This is a genomic window from Clostridioides sp. GD02377 (assembly GCF_045899875.1).
Lineage (GTDB): Bacteria > Bacillota > Clostridia > Peptostreptococcales > Peptostreptococcaceae > Clostridioides > Clostridioides difficile_A.
Window position 1 is genome coordinate 54581 of record NZ_JBJODA010000012.1, and the last position, 19104, is coordinate 73684.

A 19104-nucleotide genomic window follows, 5' to 3' on the forward strand; every position below is an offset into this window, starting at 1 on the left:
AAACCTTTAGTTATATTGTCTTAGCAACAAAAGGCAATGTATACCGTTATATATACATTGCCTACGATAACTCTTAACTTTATAATTATATACTATATTTCTGTTTTTTTGAAGATGTTTATGGGTATATGTTAATTATCTGTTACTTTTTACTTCTCAAAATATAGTGTTATACTTGAATCCTCATTAACTTTTACTCCAGGTTTTGGGAATATATCTTTTACCTTTGTATTCTCTGGAAGCTCTATATCTGTATCTAAATCTGGTTTTAACTTAGCATCTTCTAAAGCCTTCACAGCATCACCAATTTTTAGATTTCTTACATCTGGCACTTGAACCTGTTTCTTTTCATATTCAGCTTTCTCTTCTTCTTTATATACAGGTTTAACTCCTAAATATTTTAATGAATCGTTCATTATTTCTTTTACTATTGGCCCTGCTGTAGTACTACCAAATGCACTCACTCCTGTTGGCTCATCAACAATAGCAAGAACTACAATTTGTGGGTCATCACAAGGTGCTATTCCAACAAATGAACATATATATTTTCCCTGTGCATACTTACCATCTATAACTTTTTGAGCTGTACCAGTTTTTCCACCAAGTCTGTATCCTGGTATATACGCTATCTTTCCTCCACCTTCACTTACAACTGACTCTGCAATTTCTAACATTTTCTTAGATGTCTCTTTAGATATAACACTTCTTACTTTTTTTGGCTTTACTGTTTCAGTTATATTACCTTTATTATCAGTATAAGATTTTACAACTCTTGGTTGCATTAAATCTCCACCATTTGCTATTGATGATATAGCTGTTATAAGTTGTATTGGTGTCACTGATATAGATTGACCAAACGATATTGTAGCCAATTCAACTGGACCTACATTTTTCTCATTATACAGTATTCCTTTAGCTTCTCCTGGTAAATCGATACCAGTCTTATCCATAAGACCAAAAGATTCTATATAATCATACATTTTTCCAACACCCAATCTACTTCCTAACTCAACAAATACAGGGTTACAAGAGTTTTGTACTGCTTGTTTAAACTCCTGTGTTCCATGAGGTCTATAGTGTCTCCAACATTTAATCTTTCTTCCTCCAACAGTTACACTACCTGTACATGTGAATTTCTCACCATCTTTAATCACTCCTTCTTCAAGTGCACTAGAAGATGTGATAAGTTTAAATGTAGAACCTGGCTCATATGTATCACTTACTGCTGGATTTCTCCACATTTGATAATAACCTTTTATTTTCTCTTTATCATTATATTTTTCAAGTTCTTCTTGATAATATGGATATATTGGTGTTCTCGAATCATTAGGGTCGTAGTCTGGTTTTGACGCTAAAGCAAGTATGTCACCAGTTTTAGGATTCATAGCTATTGCAGTAACCTTTTTTGCATTATTTATCTCATAAGCTTTTTGTACTGCTTTTTCAGTATAGTGTTGAATTACCTCGTCTATAGATAAAACAAGTCCATTCCCTTGAACAGGTTCATAATACTTTTCCATTCCTTGTGGTATTTCTCTTCCTGAAGCATCAGTACTCACTATCAATTTCCCAGGCTTTCCTTTTAATTTTTTATCATATTGCATCTCTATACCAGATATACCTGTTGCATCTGAAGAAGTATGTCCTAGTACATATGGTGCAAAGTTTCCATATGGATAATATCTTTGATTATCTTCTGCTACCCATATTCCACCCAGTTTAGCATCTCTTATTTGGCTTGCCTTATCATCATCTATCCATCTTTTGACTTTTACAAGAGCCATATTTTTTTTGCTTATTAAAGCGTAAATGTCTTTATAATCTTCATCTAAAATGTCAGCTACCTTTTGTGCTGCTTCCTTTTTATCCTCTACTTCTACAGGTTTGCACCAGACAGTATACTTAGTTACACTTACTGCTAACTCTTTCATATTTCTATCATATATAGTTCCTCTTTTAGGTTCTATTGGTATATCTCTTGTTTGTTGTTCTAATGCTTTTGTACTTAACCAGTTACCTTTCATAAGTTGTAGGTATCCAGTCCTAATAACAAGGCAAAAAAACAATGCACATGCTAGAATAAGAACGAGTACCAGTCTTTTTTTACTTATCCTCTTTACTTTTCTCAAATCTATTCCCCCTAGTTATCCACATCTATATACTTTATTTGTCCATCTTTTGGATAGTCCATATTGAGCAATTCTTTTGCCTTTAGCTCAATTTCTTTTATCGATGTTTTTTCAGTTTCTTTTGCCTTTAGTTCTTCTAGTACTATCTCTTTTTTTCTTAAATCTTTTTGTAAATAATAAATGTCATACTTCATTTCTGAGATTTTTGAATAACCACATAGATTCAATATTATTACTGTAAAGGTTGCAATCAATAAAATACATTTAGCCCCTATTTTTTTATTATTTCTCTTTTTATAATTATTCTTTTTCTTATTTTTATATTCATTTAGATTATGTATTTTATAATTTTTTTTCAAATTATCACCCCGATAATATAGATTTTAAATTTTCCTCTATACTATATTTGTTATTAATCATATCTCTTCCTCTAAAATTCCATCGCTAAATTAATACACTAATACACAATCTAATTGTACTTTTTTCTATACACAACAAAATAACCTATAAATTCACTTATACTCTTATATTGAATCTATAGGTTATTTACTAATTTTTATTTATTTTTATTACTTATACTATATTCAGATAATCTTTTCCATAAGTACAATATGTAACTAGTTTATCTATTTTTTATTAATAATCTCTTCATTATATTATATATCTCCATATTTTTATATCTCAATCTTAATCACTTATATCAATAACAGAAATATGCCTTATAATATCAATTGTTTCACAATTACCTTCTAATACTACACAATTTATCATACTTTTTAATTGCTTATAATAGCTCTTCTTTACATAAACTTACTTTTTAATCCTAAATTGTATAAGTTATATTTTTTCTGCTACTCTTAACTTAGCACTTCTTGAACGTGGATTTACTTCTATTTCTTCATCACTAGGTAATATTGGTTTTCTAGTTATTATTTTTACCTCAGATTCTTTGTCACACTGACATATAGGTAAATGTTGTGGACATATACAATCTGATGCTAGATATTTAAATGCATTCTTTACTATTCTATCTTCTAATGAATGAAATGTTATTATACATATTCTTCCACCTTCATTCATTATAGAAGAAGCATCATTTATCATCTTCGTAATTACTCCAAGTTCATTATTTACTTCTATTCGTATAGCCTGAAAAGTTCTTTTAGCTGGATGAGGTCCATCTATTCTAGCTTTTTTAGGAATAGCTTTTTTAATTACGTCTACCAATTCACCTGTAGTTTCTATTGATTTATTTGTTCTTTCTTCAACTATAAATTTAGCTATACGTTTAGCCCAGTTGTCTTCTCCATAATCTTTTATTATCTTAGCAAGTTCATCTTCTGTATAAGTATTTACAACATCATATGCAGAAAACTCACATCTAACATCCATCCTCATATCAAGTGGTGCATCTTGCATATAAGAAAAACCTCTGTCTGCTTCATCAAGTTGATGAGATGATACTCCTAAATCTGCCAACACGCCATCAATCTTGTAAACTCCTATTTTTTCTAATTCCTCTTTTATATTTTCAAAGTTGCTATGAACAAACTTTACTCTATCTTTATATTCGCTCAATCTCTCTCTTGCTGTGTTTATAGCATTTTTATCTTGGTCAAAGCCTATAAATAATCCCTTATCTGATAGTTTTTTTACTATCTCTCTAGAATGACCTGCTCCTCCCATAGTACAATCTACATACACTCCATCTGGCTTTATCTTTAAATTTTCTATACACTCATTTAAAAGAACTGATACATGATGAAATTCCATAGTTACCTCCCTTAAATTCACTATTTAAACTATTATTCACTAATATTTTTTTTATTTTTATTTGATAAATAAATATGTGCAATTATACCACCAATCACTCCAACTAGGCTTATAACTTGTGCCATTCTAAGTGGTCCTAACATTAAGCTATCAGTTCTTAATCCCTCTATAAAAAACCTTCCTATTGAATATAAAGTTATATAAGTAACTATAACTTGACCTTCATACTTTTTATTTTTTCTAAACAGCAATAAAACTATAAATATACCAAAATCCCATATAGATTCATATAGAAAAGTTGGATGTACCTTTACTCCATCTACCATTATTCCCCAAGGTAAATTAGTAACACCTCCATGTGCTTCTCCATTAATAAAATTTCCCCATCTCCCTATAGCTTGTGCTAAAGGCATTCCAAGTATAACTGTATCAGCCATTTTTAAGAAGTTAATGTTTTTAACTTTAGTGTATATATACCCAGCTAATATTCCACCAATTAAACCTCCATGTATAGCAAGTCCACCACCTCTAAAATTAAAGACTTGAGATATATTTTGAGCATAATAACTCCAATTAAATACTACATAATAGATTCTTGCACAGATTAGTCCTGCTGGAATTGCTATTATAGCTATATTTAATACATCATCTTCTTTAATTCCTACTCTTTTTGACTCTTTTATTGCAATTAAAGTTCCTAGAATCATTCCACATGCCATAAGTATTCCATACCACATTATGTCTATTCCAAATAGTGTAAATGCCACTCTATCCATAACTCCACCTCTTCGTATTAATTAAAAATATTTCCAAAGCAATATACTTATCTTTACAATTAATTGTAATTATACTAAATTATGATAACATATTAATGTTAATTCTACAAAAAATATTAAAACTAATTCTACAAATACTCATAATATATTACATATATTATACCAATATGATTGCTATAAAATTCTTTAAAATCAAAGGAGATGTCTCAAAATAAAAATTTAAATCATCTTCTTTTTTATTAAAAAAACAATTATAAGGTTAACTCTCTACCAAAACACTGCTTTTATAGAGACTCTACAAGATTTCGAAACTTATTTTACTACTAATTTACTACTAATGAAAATTCTTGATAAAACAAAATAATATGTTAAATTAACACTTCAATTAAAATACTTTTTTGTCAAAAAAAGCAGTCAATCTTTATAAGACCAACTGCTATGCAAACTGAATTTTTTTCTTTTTTCATAGGATAATGTAATACACTTAAATCATATTATATGCAAAAAGTTATAATTTAAGTATTTTCAATTTTTTTCAAACGAATTTTATTCAAACTATTATATAATAAATTTATTCCTTTTGAAGTTAAATAACATATAAAGCATAACCAAATTGCAATTAAAATTGAAAAACGAGGATAATATACTAACTGTGGGCATATCATATAACAATAAAAGCTATGAGTTAACCATATAATAGTGCTTTCATTTCCTATTTTTTCAAATAATGTATATAAAAAGCTTAGAAAGCTATTATTTAAAAAAATAATTGATGAAATAGTAAATATAGGAGCATAAATATAATCATAGACTATTCCTGTTCTCTTTCTCATATAAAATATGATGAACATAATAAGTAATGCTAATAATGAATTTATATTGTTACTTCTAAATTTTTCTTTTGCTTTAGAAAATAAATTATACTTTGCGCAAATGCATCCAATTAAAAAACTTGGTAGTAAGTCTAAAGCCTGTATTAGCTTTACCCAAAATAATGAATTATTTAAATTACTTCCCCATTGATAACTTCCAAATGTGGGAATAATATATCTTATTAGAGTTGTTAGTGATAGAATTATGATTATATCTTGCCAAAAACTGTCTTTTGATCCAAGTATTTTTTTAGTTATTGGAAATAATATAATTAAAAAGACATAAGGAGTAAAAAACCACCACTCACCATTATATGATACATTTATACCTAAAAAATTCCATATTAAAGTCTCTATGTCCTTACTAACAGGGCTAATATTTAAAAGCATACATATAGGAATAAAAATAATAAAAACTTTCCAATAAATAATATATAATTTTCTTAATTTATTTGTTATAAATGCATTTTCTGTTTGATTTGTATTTCTTGCAGAAATATATGTTCCATATCCAGCTAAAAAAATGAATAATGCTACACATAACTTTCCAAAACTTCCTATCCAATAAGAAATTGTGTTACCAGCAATTGTAAACAGCGATATAGGTAAAACATTATTTGGCATTCTATCAGGAAATGTAAATAAATGATGATATATCATTAGCATTATTGCAATACCTTTAACAACTTTTGTATCTTTTGTTGAAAACTCCATTAATAATCCCCCTATAAACTTTAAACTACCTTATCATCTTAATAATTAAATAGTTAATATTTTTTACAAGCTATGAAATTAACATTTTCTATTAATTCATTTGAATCCAATCATAGAAATTATCTATAACTTCTTTTCCTTGTTCTACTATCTGTACTGTTATCCCCATTTTATTCCATTTGCTAAACAACAAAGTCAATCCATATATTCTCTTGTAAGTATTATTTCTAAGAAATAAATCCTCTCTATTTAGAAATAACTTCATCATGTAACTTCTTTGTTAGTTCGATAAACTGTTCATTGCTTACATTTTTCTCAAATTTGTGCTAAATAATCCATACCGTTTTTTCATATAAATTTCTACTTTTTAATTTAAAATTAGTAGTGTAATTGAAATATATAACAATACAATTCAATTACCTCTATTCATCATCAAAAACTTTTTCATTTGTTTCTGGAGAATCTAATAATTCAAAAAAAGTCATATCTAATCCAATTGCAAGTTTATGTAATGTTTTCAATTTTGGATTTCTTGTCTTACCTTTCATTACATAACTCTGTCAACCTCTTTATAATCACACCTGAATATGTCATATAGTCTTCCTCCATTACTTGTGTATCATTAATATTAGTATATAGCATTTCACACAACACCATTAACGTCACACTGTCAACTCTACACCATTGACAATCAATCTTTAGTACTATAAATTATTGGTATACAGCTCATCAATGTAGAACACTATTTAGTAATGAGTACAAAAAACAATTACCATACTGAAAATCCAAAAGCAAAAAACAAGTACCTATGAGTGAGACAGTCATAAATCTATTTAAAAATTATTAGAGAAACTAGGAAATTAAGAATCTATCATCATAAACACTTATACTGATTTTCTGTTTCTAAATCAAAATTATATCCAATGACTGTTTTTAACTATATATAAACATTATATAAACATTTGAGGAAATAATAGAAAAGCATGACAAATGCCATGAATAAACATTGTCAAGCATTATATCACATAATCTAAAACATACATCCTGTACACATCTTGCGAACAAGAACATAAAACCTAATAACTTACAATATATTATGGTAAATTCTAGTATCAACCTTATATTAAGCCCATATATATCTCTACTTCTAGTGTAAAAGTGACATGACAAAGCTAATTGCATAGTCTTTTACCTATTTTGAAATTAATATCTATGACAAAAAACATTAAATATCAACCATATAGGAAAAACCTGTAAAACCTTCAAAATCAAACTATACTGATATCTAAGAAAATTTAAAATATAATTAACTTTTAGTTCTTTAGTTTTGTATAAACATAAAAAAGTAGCTCTGAAGAACTCCTTTTTTATGTTATAGTTATTCTATGAAAAACAAAAAATAACGTCTTAATTATAGCAGATATGGGTATTATAAGCAAGTGATATCACCATTAAATATTGAAATAAATATTATTGAATATGATTAACTAAAACCACTTAGCTTAATTTTAGCTATATTAAGTTATATGAGTCATATTCTCTAAAATAGAGAAATCCTGCTGGAGAGACATCAACTTTAGATTTTTACTAGATGGAGATAAAGTAGCTAACCATAATACAATTTCATGTTCTGAATCAGAATAATTAACTCCAGTTATAGAAAATTTATTTAAACAACTAATTGAATTTTTAATTAGTTATGATTAAATTCTGCTTAAAAATATATAAAATAACTATAAAAAACAATCTAGGAATATTATATGTGATACTGAAGGTAAAGAAAACTATAAATTACAAGCAAATTAAAAAGCATACCTTTAAATCTTGTATATGAAAAAATCAAACAAATAAAAATGGATATCTCTCTGAAATATATGTGTATAAATGTGAAAGTTGCTTTTTGTGCAGTAAATTCTTTAAAGATAAGAATAATAAAAGAATTTAATATTATAAAGTTTTTACTAAACTTAGGGAATGTGGTCAAAACAATATTAAAAATAAATTAGAAATTTTACTTATAATAAATTGCTCTATTCAAGAAGAAGGAGCGTTCAGAATTACAAAACAAAACTACAAATTTAAGATAGTAACAAAAAACAGTAAAAATAGCATATAAAAATCCAAAATGGAATTGAACCTAAAATTTGATTAGAAAAAATCAAATTTTAGACAACTCCTTATATATTCTTATTATAAGTAAATCTTTATTTAGGTTCTACAATAGAAATAACACAATACTCTTCTTTAAAGTGTTCTTTTAATCTTTCTTCTACTTCATCAAAAGTAATGTCTTTAACAACATCTAAATAATCTAATATATTTATATCCTTAAATACATAAGATATAAAACTATTTGCTATAAAATTTATTGAATCAAAGTACTTAATAAATGAACCAATCTTCTTCTTTTTAGTTCTTTCAAATTCTTCTTTAGATAAACCTTCTTTTTTTGAGTTTTCTATATACTCAATAATTATATCTTTTACTTTTTTAGGTTCCTTAGAATCTCCAGCTATTATACTAAAAGCATAATCTACTTGAGATGAAAATCCCGCTCCAAAATTTTCATTTATTAATCCTTGCATATACAAATCTTCATAAAGTTTACTTCCTTTTTTAAATAACATACCTACAAGTATGTCAGTTACAATCTCTTTACGTAGAAGTTCTTTTCCTTTTAAACCAACATTACTATCCTTAAAACCTATATTAAACATAGGCATAGATATAGGGAATTTTTCTATTACTTCTTTTTCTTTTACACTTTTAGGTTCTTCTGGATAAAATCTCTCTATACTCTTAGAAAGTTTATCTACATCATAGTTATTTGCTTTTTTAGTTACATCTACAACTTTTTCTACATCCAAATCACCAACAACGAATAAAGCCATATTTCCTGGATTATAGAAAGTATTGTAACATTTATACAGTTCTTCTTTAGTTATCTTATATATACTATCTACTGTACCTGCTATATCAATTCTAGCAGGATAATTTACATACATTGCCTTCAAGCAATTAAAGTATACATTCCAATCAGGGTCATCATTGTACATTTTTATTTCTTGGGCTATTATACCTTTTTCTTTTTCAACATTTTCATCTGTAAAATAAGGTGTTTGGACATAGTCAATTAAATGTTCTAAACTCTCATAAAAATTTTCAGTAGCAGAAAATAAGTATGCTGTCATTGTGAAATTAGTAAATGCATTTGCACTTACTCCTAATTTAGAAAATTTATCAAATGCATCTCCTCCATCAGGTTGTTCAAACATCTTATGCTCTAAAAAGTGTGCTATACCTTCATTTACTCTAATTTTTTTATCTTCTCCAATTGGTATAAATTCCAAGTCATTTGAACCATAATTAGTAGCCAAAATAGCATATTTTTTAGTAAAGCCTCTTTTAGGCATAAAGTATACATCTAGCCCATTTTGCAATTTTTCATAATAAACTTCTTCTCTCAATATATCATTAACTATTTTTTCCATAGACATTTCCTCCATTAATTTCTTAAAAAGTATACAGTATCAAGCTCTATACCTTTTATAGCCTCGACTATATCCTTTTTAGTAACTTTTTCTATACTAGATATTATGTCTTCTACTTCAGAATTTGTCTTTGACATAGACTGAGAAAAAGCAAAATCAGACATCCCACCTATATTATCTGTTATAGATTTCATAGAGTTAACTAAAGCAAGTTTGCTATTTTCTAATTCTTCATCAGATATATCTCCTGCTTTTATACTTTCTACTTGTTCTTTTATCAACTTCACAGCTTTATCATAATCTTTAGTTTCTATACCAGAAGATATGAACATAATACTTTTATACTTTTCTATCGAAGAAAATACATAATAACATAAGCTTTCTTTTTCTCTTACATTCACAAATAATTTAGAATGAGGTCCGCCACCTAATACATTGCTTCCAACAACAAGAGCATAATATTTATCTGTATCTGCATAATCAACATTTGCTCTGTAACCCATAACAAGTTTACCTTGAGTTATTTCCATTTGTTCATCTACAATTTTTACTTCATCTACATTTTTTATAAAATCAGCTCTTGGTATATCTATAATATCTTCTCTTTCAAATTTTAGATTCTTACTTATTATATCTACAACCTTATCTTCATCAAAATCACCTTCCACAACTATATCTATTGGTGATGTTTTAAGTATATTTTTATAATGTTCATATAAATCTTTTGAAGTTATACTATCTATTTCATCTTCATAACCAAATTCACTTATACTGTATCTTTCACCTTTACACATAGCTTCAATACATTTATCTTGTGCATACTCTTTTTTATCATTTATTACTGATTGTATTTTTTCTCTTAAATTTTCTTTTTCAATATTTAAATATTCTTCTTTAAATCCACCATCTACAACAAGAGTGTTATTTATCACTTCATTAAAAAATTCCACCACTTCTTCAAATATACTCTCATCTAAATATTTTTCACTTATATTAATTATTTTGAAACTCAATACTTGTCTCTCTCCACGCTTTACAGCATCAGCTCCCATAGATGAACCATATAAATCATCTAGCTTATTAGATATTGCTCTTGCACTAGGATATTTTTCACTTCCACTTGCTATTATTGCTGGAATTAGAGCATTTTTTGTAGTTTCTTTTTCATCAAGGATTCTTTGAACATACAAACTTATAAGATTTGATTTAAACTTCTCTGTTTTTATCAAAGTAAGATTAATATTATTACCTAAATTTATTATTTTCTTAGTATTAACCATATGTACCTCCTATTTTTATTTAAACATCAATTTTTAAATTGAAATTTATTTATTTTCTAATTATATATACTAACATATAACAACCTTCTATTTAATTATATCCTTTTTATTATTTTCTAAAAGCAATATTTTTATTTAAATTAAATTCAAATATTATTTAAATCAATCTGCTTTAAAGTCTAGTTTACAAGCTTAATATATATGATGTATAATCAATATGTATGTCTATAATTAAAACAATTTTGCAATCCTATAGATTGATTGTTTAAAGTTATATAAAGAATATAAAAAAGAATAAGAGAGAGGACGATTAATATGAAATTAGGTATAGTTGGTTTACCAAATGTAGGTAAAAGCACACTATTTAACGCAATAACTCAAGCAGGTGCAGAATCTGCAAATTACCCTTTTTGTACGATAGACCCAAATGTTGGAGTTGTATCTGTTCCAGATGAAAGATTGAACAAACTACAAGAATTATATAATTCTGAAAAAATAGTCCCTACTGCTATAGAATTTTGTGATATAGCTGGTTTAGTTAGAGGTGCTTCTAAGGGAGAAGGTTTAGGAAATAAATTTTTATCACATATAAGAGAAGTTGATGCAATAGTCCATGTTGTTAGATGCTTTGAAGATGAAAATGTTATACATGTAGATGGTTCTGTAGACCCACTTCGTGATATAGAGACTATAAACTTAGAATTAATTTTCTCTGATATAGAAATTCTTGAAAGAAGAATCCATAAGACTCAAAAGGCTGCTAAAGCTGATAAGACTTTAAGCTCTGAACTTGATTTACTAAAATCAATCATGTCTACTTTAGAGGAAAGTAAGTGTGTAAGAACTATGCAATTTACAGAAGATGAACAGGTATTCGTAAATTCATTAGATTTACTTACATCTAAACCTGTAATATACGCTTCAAATGTATCAGAAGATGACTTGGCTGATAATGGGGAAAATAATAAGTATGTTCAACAAGTTAAAGCATTTGCCGAAACAGAAGATGCTGAAGTTGTTGTTGTATGTGCACAAATAGAAGCAGAGATTTCTGAACTTGATTCTCCTGAAGAAAAGAAAGAATTTTTAGAGACATTAGGTCTTGAACAATCAGGACTTGACAAACTTATAAAATCTTCTTATGCTTTACTTGGTTTAATTTCATTCTTAACTGCTGGTCCAAAAGAAGTTAGAGCATGGACTATAAAGGTTGGAAGTAAGGCACCTCAAGCAGGAGGAAAAATACATTCTGATATAGAAAGAGGATTTATAAGAGCTGAAACAATAGCTTTTAATGATTTAGTTGAGCATGGTACTATGGCTGCTGCTAAGGAAAAAGGATTAGTTAAATTAGAAGGTAAGGAATACATAGTTAAAGATGGAGATGTTATATTATTTAGATTTAATGTTTAAAATTATTAACTTTGTAGACTTTGGCTATTGTAAGTACTATGATTAGGATATTATAGTTATAATAATGAAATTTTTTATTATCTTACAATAATTATATAGATTCTTTGCAAAAAAGAGAGTTATTCCAAATGATTTCTAATAATCACAATGAAAAACTCTCTTTTTTGTATGATAAAATCTAATCTATTACATATAACAATTAAATTTATAAGTTAGTTTTTGTTTTTTAATAAGACTTTAGCCTCAAATCTTGGTTATAAAATTATATTTCTAAAATAGATTTAATACACCTATAGAAATTACTACTGTTGCTACTGAAAGTATTTTACTATAATCCCAAATACGCCTTCCACCAAAACATTCAAATGGATAAAAAGGTATACTATGTAAAATCAACAAAGTCTTTCCAAGTGAAACTATGTATTCACTAAATTCTGATTTTCCTACAACTGCTATCCATAAAACAAAACACAATAATCCTAACCATTCAAATAATCCTTCAATAGCCATGTTGCGTCTAAACCTAGCAGTTGATTTGTAGTCTTTTGGATAAAATCTACCTATCATTGGCCATATACCACCTAATACTGTCACCAATAATGATATAAACAATCCACCTCGTGTAACAGTAAATATCCATTTCTCGGGTAAAATTAAGGTTGCAAACATTCCACTAATTAAGGAAATAATCAACAAAGAAAAAAATGCACCTACCATGACGCTACAATCAATTAAATTATTGTCAAACAATAAAATAGGAAACAATATCAATAAGTTCAAAATTATGTAAGTTCCTAATTGTCGAATTGATGAATTGCTTTTTTGTGCTGAAGTACTCCATAGATGAAACCCAGAGGCAATAAAAAGCGTGCTGTGTATCCATAATTGTACAGTCCCAATTAGCCCATAATTTTGTAACATCTGTGTAAAACTCATAATATTATATCCATTATTTTCAAAAAGCTTCCATGACGCAACATTATCATCTTTTACAGTGGCAGTTACTGTTTTGCAACCCTGATCTTTTAAAAACATAGTTACCTTTTTATAAAGCTTACTTCCTATTCCTTTACCCTCATAACCTTTTTTTACATAGGCTGTTTCTAAGTAACCAATCTTTTGACTATTTTTTGCATGAAAAATTCTATAAGAAGCCATCCCAACAATATGTCCATCCACTATAGCAAGAAAAGCATCTTTTGGTTTCTTGAATGCCAAGCCTTCAACCAATCCAAAACTTGATTTACCAAGTTCCCACACAAACCTTCTTTCATCAGCTTCCATTTCTCTAATTATTATATTCTCCAAATTTATCCTCCCAATTTTTCAAATAATGTTTAATATACTTAACTGCATAAACCATACTATCAAACTGTTTATATCAGAATATTTCATATATTTCTTTTAAAATATCATCTAATTCCTATAACGATTTAGATTCTTGTAATAGTGTATTTTTATATAAAAAAAGTGAGCATTGATTAAACAAGGTTCACTTTTTTTAAATTTTTATGTTATGTTTTATAATTTATTTAATTTGTTTCTTTTCCTTTTACAATATATCTATCTAAGATTAGTTTTTCATATTTTTCGATTGGCATTGGTCTAGCAAATAAAAAACCTTGAGCCATATCACAACCTATAACTCTTAAAAATTCAGCTTGCTCCAATGTCTCGACTCCTTCTGAAACAACTTTTATATCAAGTTGCTTTGCCATTTGAACAATACTTGAAACTACAATTTGACTTTTTTTCATATCTCCTACTGTTATAAAAAATTCCCTATCCAATTTTAATACATCAATTGGCATATCTTTAAGCATATTCAAGGAAGAATAACCTGAACCGAAATCATCCATAGAAATTTTGAATCCAACAGACTTTAAATCCTGCATTATTTTAAACAATATTTTTGTATTATCAAAAATTGCACTTTCTGTCAGCTCAATTTCAATTAAATCTGGTTCAATCCCATATTCTTTTGTTATATTTTCAAGCTCAAATATAAAATCTGGGTTCTCAAGATGCACCCTTGATAAATTTATTGATATAGGAAATGTAGGAAAACTTTCATTTTCCCAACGTTTAAAATTTTTACAAACTTGAGTAAATACAAACATATCTAATTCTGTTATGAAACCATTCTTCTCAAAAATAGGAATAAACACACCTGGACTTATTAATCCTTTTTTAGGATGCTGCCAACGTACAAGAGCTTCAGCACCTACAATTTTAGCAGTTGATAATTCAATTTTAGGTTGTAAATAAACTTTAAATTGTTCATTTTTTAAAGCATCATGCATTTCTTGTTCAATATCACGTTCTTCTATGAGAGTCTCTTTTAAATTTTCAGCATAAATTTCATAAACTTTTAAATATTTTCTTTTTACTGTCGTTTTTGCAATCATAGCTTTATCAAGACAGGTAGAAATATTTGTTTCTCCCTCTTCAACAAAGTATACTCCTATCGATGGAATTAAATTTAGCTCTACTCCTAGGCTAGTTTTTATCATTGACATTTTTTTACGTATAAGTTCACATATTCCAATAACTGATTCTCTATTGTTTTTCTTTTCAAATATTATTGCAAAATTATCATTTGAAATTCTTGAAAATACAGATTGCTCTTTAAACATACTCTTAATTATCTCTGCTATTTCTTTTAATACTCTATCCCCTTCTTCATATCCAAACCTATCATTTACTAGCTTAAACTTATCCACATCAAAATAAATTAAAACTAGATTCTTCTTCTCATGAGATGATAAAAATTTGCCACCCTCAAGATTAAATTTATTTGAATTTCCGATACCTGTAACGTTGTCCTTAAAAGCAAAATCTTCTAATTTTTCCTTACTCTTTTTTTGTATAAACAATATGTAAATTGTTAATGCAGTAAATATTATAATCAAAACTACACATGCTGATAATGTAAGCTTTATAATAGCATATGACTTCTCAGATACAGCAGTTTTAGGTACTTCAGAAAAAAGATACCAATCATTGATTCCTATTGGCGCATAACTCAAATAATATCCTCTTCCAGACATATTATAACTCAATGAACCAGACTTAAAATTTTTTATGTTTGACTTCATGTTATTAAGAGTAGGCTTTGATAAGGCATCACTTTTACCAATATAAGTAAATAAATTTTCCTTATTAGTGTTAGCATTTTTACTGCTTGGATTTAAAACAATATCTCCATTACTCTTAGCTATATAAGAATATCCTCTTCCATTAAAGGTTTGCACAGAAAGAATCTTTTCATACAACTTGGTGTTATGTGTGGCAAATATGACCCCTTTAACCTCATTACCTTTATAAATTGGTACAGAATATACATTAATGTCGCTATTAACATTTTCATTATCTTTTATTACATCTTTTAATTTGCCTGTTATAGCCACTTCTCCCTGCATTGATTTCAAGAAATAATCCCTTTTCGAGAAATCTTCTATATGACCATCCGTAGTATATGCTGTGCCATTTGGTAAAATAACCCCCATTCTTTTGAATGAGCTATTGACAGCTTCTCTTTTAAGTATAGAAAGGATATTATCTACTTCAAAAGACCCCTCTCCTTCAACAAATATTGAAATTGATTGTAATAACTTTATATCTCCATTAATTTGTTTTCTCAACACATTGACGCTTTGATTTGCTATTTCTGAAAGATATTGATTCGTTTCTTCACCTAATGTCTTATTCAACCTTGAACCATAAATCAAACAGGAAATTGTAATTACTAAGATACTTATTACGGCAATTATGGACAAACCATGCCTATTATTTTTTGCATCACTTAACATTATGCTTCCTGCCTTTCTAGAATCTCTATATATAATTATTATTTTATGTCAATTACTGTAAGCATTTTATAATGATACTTATTTTTCCATATTTACTGTAATTATACAAAATTATAAACTTTATTACAATAATAAATTAATTAATGTAGATATTAGAACTCCTATTATTGTATTACTTATTTTACAACAATTTCCATATACAAAATAAAAATGTAATATCAAAATAGATTTTGATATTACATTTTTAGATGTCTTGTTTTATTAGATTCTCATATTACATTTTACTTAAACATTCATTTGCAACTTCTTTATCATCAAAATGATGCTTAACTTTACCTATAATTTGATAAGTCTCATGTCCCTTACCTGTTATGATAACAACATCATTTTTCTTTGCCATACTTATAGCCTCTGCTATAGCTTGTTTTCTATCCGAAACAACATGATAATTTTCTTTTTTCTTATCAATTCCTTCAAGTATATCTTTTATTATTGCTTCTGGTTCTTCAGTTCTTGGATTATCAGAAGTTATAATACATAAATCAGAATACTTTTGTCCAATAGCTCCCATTAAAGGTCTCTTTTCAGTATCTCTATCTCCACCACATCCAAACACAGAAATTATTTTACCTTCTGCAAATTGTTGAGTTGTTTTCAATACATTTTCAAGTGCATCAGGGGTATGAGCATAATCTACAATTACACTGATTCCCTTATCATTTGGAACTGTTTCAAACCTTCCTGATACTCCATTAGAAAGTCTAAGACCTTCTTTATACACTGGCTTAGGTATGCCAAGTACATAGCAAGCAGCTATAACTGCCAATGTATTATATACTGTAAACATCCCTGGAACAGGTATAAATATAACTTCTTCATAAGAAGGTGTTATCAACCTATAAGATACTCCATCCGAATCTGATTTTATATCTCTAGCCATAAAATCAGCTTTAGTATCAACACCATAAGTGTAACAAGGTACATTTAAATCTTTTATATTTTCATATATCTTTTTTCCACCTTCATCATCTATATTTATTATATTTGCCATAGTAGTCTTAAAAAACAACTTTTCTTTGGCTTTTCTATAGTCCTCTAAGTCTTTATGAAAGTCTAAATGGTCTGGTGTTAAATTTGTAAATATGCCCACCTTGAAGTCTGTCTCATCAACTCTATTTAATGCCAATGAGTGTGATGAAACTTCCATCGCACAGTAATCACATCCATTATCTAACATATTATTAAAATGATATTGTAAATCTATACTTTCTGGAGTCGTTGAACTAGAAACAATGTCTTTTTCACCATCAAAAATTTTTATAGTTCCTATAAGACCAACTTTATTTTTATTTAAAGTTAATATCTCATTTAATATAGTAGTTATACTAGTTTTTCCATTAGTACCTGTAACTCCTATAACATTAAATTTCTGAGATGGATGATTGTAAAAATTGTCAGCTATCTTTGCCATATCTTTTCTTGTATCTTTTACCTTTATAAATGTATATCCTTTTATTTCTACATCTTCTTCAACAATAAAGGCTTTTGCTCCCTTTTCTATAGCATCTTTTATATACTTATGACCATCTGACACAAATCCTTTTATGCATACAAATAATGTACCTTCTGTAACCTTTCTTGAATCATATTGTACATTATTAATATCTATATTTAATTCACCTTTGACATTGACTATATCCAAACCTTGTATAATATCATTTAATTTCATAAATGCTTTCCTCCCTTTAAACTCTTTCTGCTAAAATTACACTACATATAATATTATATTAAGAATTTTTTACTATGTGAATGGTTAAAAATGCTTGAAATATTGCAAAAAATGCTCTATAATTTTTTATAATATAACTCAAGAAAGGTCTCATATAAAAGCTATGGATAAAAAAATTGGGTACTTAAATGATAATTTTAAAATATTTAATATTAGAGACAAAAAAGATATAAAATTTGAATACCATAATCATGATTTTAATAAGATAATTATATTTATAGATGGAAATGTCACTTATTTTGTTGAAGGAATTCCCTATAAACTAAAACCTTGGGATATACTTTTTATCAGTAATAATGAAATCCATAAACCAGTTATAGATTCAGATGTATTTTATGAGAGAATTGCAATATGGATTAGTCCAGAATTTATGAAAAAAAATAGTAATATTACTAGTGACTTAGAAAAATGTTTTAAAATAGCCACAGAAAATAAATGTAATAGATTACGTTTAAATATACATGATATTCAATCCATTAAGACTTTTATTGAACAAATAAATATTTCTGAATCTAACAATGAATTTGGAAATGAACTATTGAGAAACACATTGTTTATACAACTTATGATATTCTTAAATAGAATTTTCTTAAAAAGTGAAAATACAGAATCAACAGAAGATGTTTTTTATGATGAAACTATAAAAAAAATATTAAACTATATAAATTCAAATATAGATAATAAGCTTTCCATAGATAGCATATCATCTGAATTTTTTATAAGTAAATATTATCTTATGAGAAAGTTTAAGTCTTATACTGGGACATCCATACACAATTATATAGTCCAGAAAAGATTAATTTTGGCAAAATCATTAATAATTAATGGTAATCTTATGAGCGAAGTTTGTAGTAAATGTGGATTCAACGATTATTCTAGTTTTGTAAGAGCATTTAAAAAGTACTATGGGGTATCTCCTAAAAATTATATAAACAATAAAAGTCCTTTAGATATTACTCTTTTAGATGAGTAAATTATTTGTTATAAATGTTGTCTCAATAAACACATGAGATATTAGTCTATTCATCTTACTAATATCTCATGGTTGCTAATAT

At 27.3% G+C, this 19104-nt stretch carries 14 protein-coding genes; 2 read left to right on the top strand and 12 right to left on the bottom strand.

Annotated elements, in window-relative coordinates; genetic code table 11:
- Positions 1-149: 149 nt before the first annotated feature.
- From Q3304_RS12100 to yfmF, 9 genes are all read right to left on the bottom strand, one after another.
- Positions 150-2129, bottom strand: coding sequence for a stage V sporulation protein D (locus Q3304_RS12100; RefSeq protein ID WP_054277280.1), 1980 nt, complete (start codon positions 2127-2129; stop codon positions 150-152).
- An 11-nt stretch (positions 2130-2140) separates the two neighbouring features.
- The gene (locus Q3304_RS12105; protein WP_054271226.1) at positions 2141-2488 is read right to left on the bottom strand and encodes a hypothetical protein; all 348 of its coding nucleotides are present in this window, start codon (positions 2486-2488) and stop codon (positions 2141-2143) included.
- A gap of 478 nt (positions 2489-2966) precedes the next feature.
- Positions 2967-3902, bottom strand: coding sequence for a 16S rRNA (cytosine(1402)-N(4))-methyltransferase RsmH (gene rsmH, locus Q3304_RS12110; RefSeq protein WP_223152786.1), 936 nt, complete (start codon positions 3900-3902; stop codon positions 2967-2969).
- Positions 3903-3934: 32 nt separating this feature from the next.
- Entirely contained in the window at positions 3935-4678 is a 744-nt protein-coding gene (lgt, locus tag Q3304_RS12115) for a prolipoprotein diacylglyceryl transferase (protein ID WP_054271228.1), read from the bottom strand.
- 515 nt (positions 4679-5193) lie between these two features.
- Complete coding sequence (locus Q3304_RS12120) at positions 5194-6264, bottom strand: acyltransferase family protein (protein ID WP_407813682.1); 1071 nt, start codon at positions 6262-6264, stop codon at positions 5194-5196.
- A 91-nt stretch (positions 6265-6355) separates the two neighbouring features.
- Positions 6356-6529, bottom strand: coding sequence for a hypothetical protein (locus Q3304_RS12125; RefSeq protein WP_407813680.1), 174 nt, complete (start codon positions 6527-6529; stop codon positions 6356-6358).
- Between the two features lie 157 nt (positions 6530-6686).
- Complete coding sequence (locus Q3304_RS12130) at positions 6687-6812, bottom strand: hypothetical protein (RefSeq protein WP_407813678.1); 126 nt, start codon at positions 6810-6812, stop codon at positions 6687-6689.
- A gap of 1656 nt (positions 6813-8468) precedes the next feature.
- On the bottom strand, positions 8469-9755 hold the full coding sequence (gene yfmH, locus Q3304_RS12135) for an EF-P 5-aminopentanol modification-associated protein YfmH (RefSeq protein WP_054271229.1): 1287 nt from the start codon (positions 9753-9755) through the stop codon (positions 8469-8471).
- A 14-nt stretch (positions 9756-9769) separates the two neighbouring features.
- Positions 9770-11035: an EF-P 5-aminopentanol modification-associated protein YfmF gene (gene yfmF, locus Q3304_RS12140; protein WP_054271230.1), complete on the bottom strand. Its 1266-nt coding sequence runs from the start codon at positions 11033-11035 to the stop codon at positions 9770-9772.
- A 315-nt stretch (positions 11036-11350) separates the two neighbouring features.
- Here yfmF and ychF point away from each other — a divergent pair, with 315 nt between their 5' ends.
- A complete protein-coding gene (ychF, locus tag Q3304_RS12145) occupies positions 11351-12448 on the top strand; it encodes a redox-regulated ATPase YchF (protein WP_407813676.1) in 1098 nt (365 codons plus the stop codon).
- A gap of 270 nt (positions 12449-12718) precedes the next feature.
- Here the strand turns inward: ychF and Q3304_RS12150 are convergent, their stop codons facing one another.
- From Q3304_RS12150 to Q3304_RS12160, 3 genes are all read right to left on the bottom strand, one after another.
- The gene (locus Q3304_RS12150) at positions 12719-13756 is read right to left on the bottom strand and encodes a GNAT family N-acetyltransferase (protein ID WP_407813674.1); all 1038 of its coding nucleotides are present in this window, start codon (positions 13754-13756) and stop codon (positions 12719-12721) included.
- Positions 13757-13980: 224 nt separating this feature from the next.
- Positions 13981-16260 carry an EAL domain-containing protein gene (locus tag Q3304_RS12155; RefSeq protein WP_054277283.1) on the bottom strand — a complete coding sequence of 760 codons (2280 nt, stop codon included), beginning with the start codon at positions 16258-16260 and terminating at the stop codon, positions 13981-13983.
- Positions 16261-16534: 274 nt separating this feature from the next.
- Positions 16535-17989, bottom strand: a complete 1455-nt coding sequence (locus Q3304_RS12160; RefSeq protein ID WP_054271233.1) for a UDP-N-acetylmuramoyl-L-alanyl-D-glutamate--2,6-diaminopimelate ligase — start codon at positions 17987-17989, stop codon at positions 16535-16537.
- Positions 17990-18152: 163 nt separating this feature from the next.
- Here Q3304_RS12160 and Q3304_RS12165 point away from each other — a divergent pair, with 163 nt between their 5' ends.
- Positions 18153-19022 carry an AraC family transcriptional regulator gene (locus tag Q3304_RS12165; RefSeq protein ID WP_054271292.1) on the top strand — a complete coding sequence of 290 codons (870 nt, stop codon included), beginning with the start codon at positions 18153-18155 and terminating at the stop codon, positions 19020-19022.
- The last annotated feature ends 82 nt before the right edge of the window (positions 19023-19104 follow it).

Excerpts from the sequence above, each read along its gene's own strand:
- Q3304_RS12125 (WP_407813680.1), bottom strand. The coding sequence starts at position 6,529 with ATGAAGTTATTTCTAAATAGAGAGGATTTATTTCTTAGAAATAATACT.
- rsmH (WP_223152786.1), bottom strand. The coding sequence starts at position 3,902 with ATGGAATTTCATCATGTATCAGTTCTTTTAAATGAGTGTATAGAAAAT.
- ychF (WP_407813676.1), top strand. The coding sequence starts at position 11,351 with ATGAAATTAGGTATAGTTGGTTTACCAAATGTAGGTAAAAGCACACTA.
- yfmF (WP_054271230.1), bottom strand. The coding sequence starts at position 11,035 with ATGGTTAATACTAAGAAAATAATAAATTTAGGTAATAATATTAATCTT.
- lgt (WP_054271228.1), bottom strand. The coding sequence starts at position 4,678 with ATGGATAGAGTGGCATTTACACTATTTGGAATAGACATAATGTGGTAT.
- Q3304_RS12160 (WP_054271233.1), bottom strand. The coding sequence starts at position 17,989 with ATGAAATTAAATGATATTATACAAGGTTTGGATATAGTCAATGTCAAA.
- Q3304_RS12165 (WP_054271292.1), top strand. The coding sequence starts at position 18,153 with ATGGATAAAAAAATTGGGTACTTAAATGATAATTTTAAAATATTTAAT.
- Q3304_RS12120 (WP_407813682.1), bottom strand. The coding sequence starts at position 6,264 with ATGGAGTTTTCAACAAAAGATACAAAAGTTGTTAAAGGTATTGCAATA.
- Q3304_RS12130 (WP_407813678.1), bottom strand. The coding sequence starts at position 6,812 with ATGAAAGGTAAGACAAGAAATCCAAAATTGAAAACATTACATAAACTT.
- yfmH (WP_054271229.1), bottom strand. The coding sequence starts at position 9,755 with ATGGAAAAAATAGTTAATGATATATTGAGAGAAGAAGTTTATTATGAA.
- Q3304_RS12155 (WP_054277283.1), bottom strand. The coding sequence starts at position 16,260 with ATGTTAAGTGATGCAAAAAATAATAGGCATGGTTTGTCCATAATTGCC.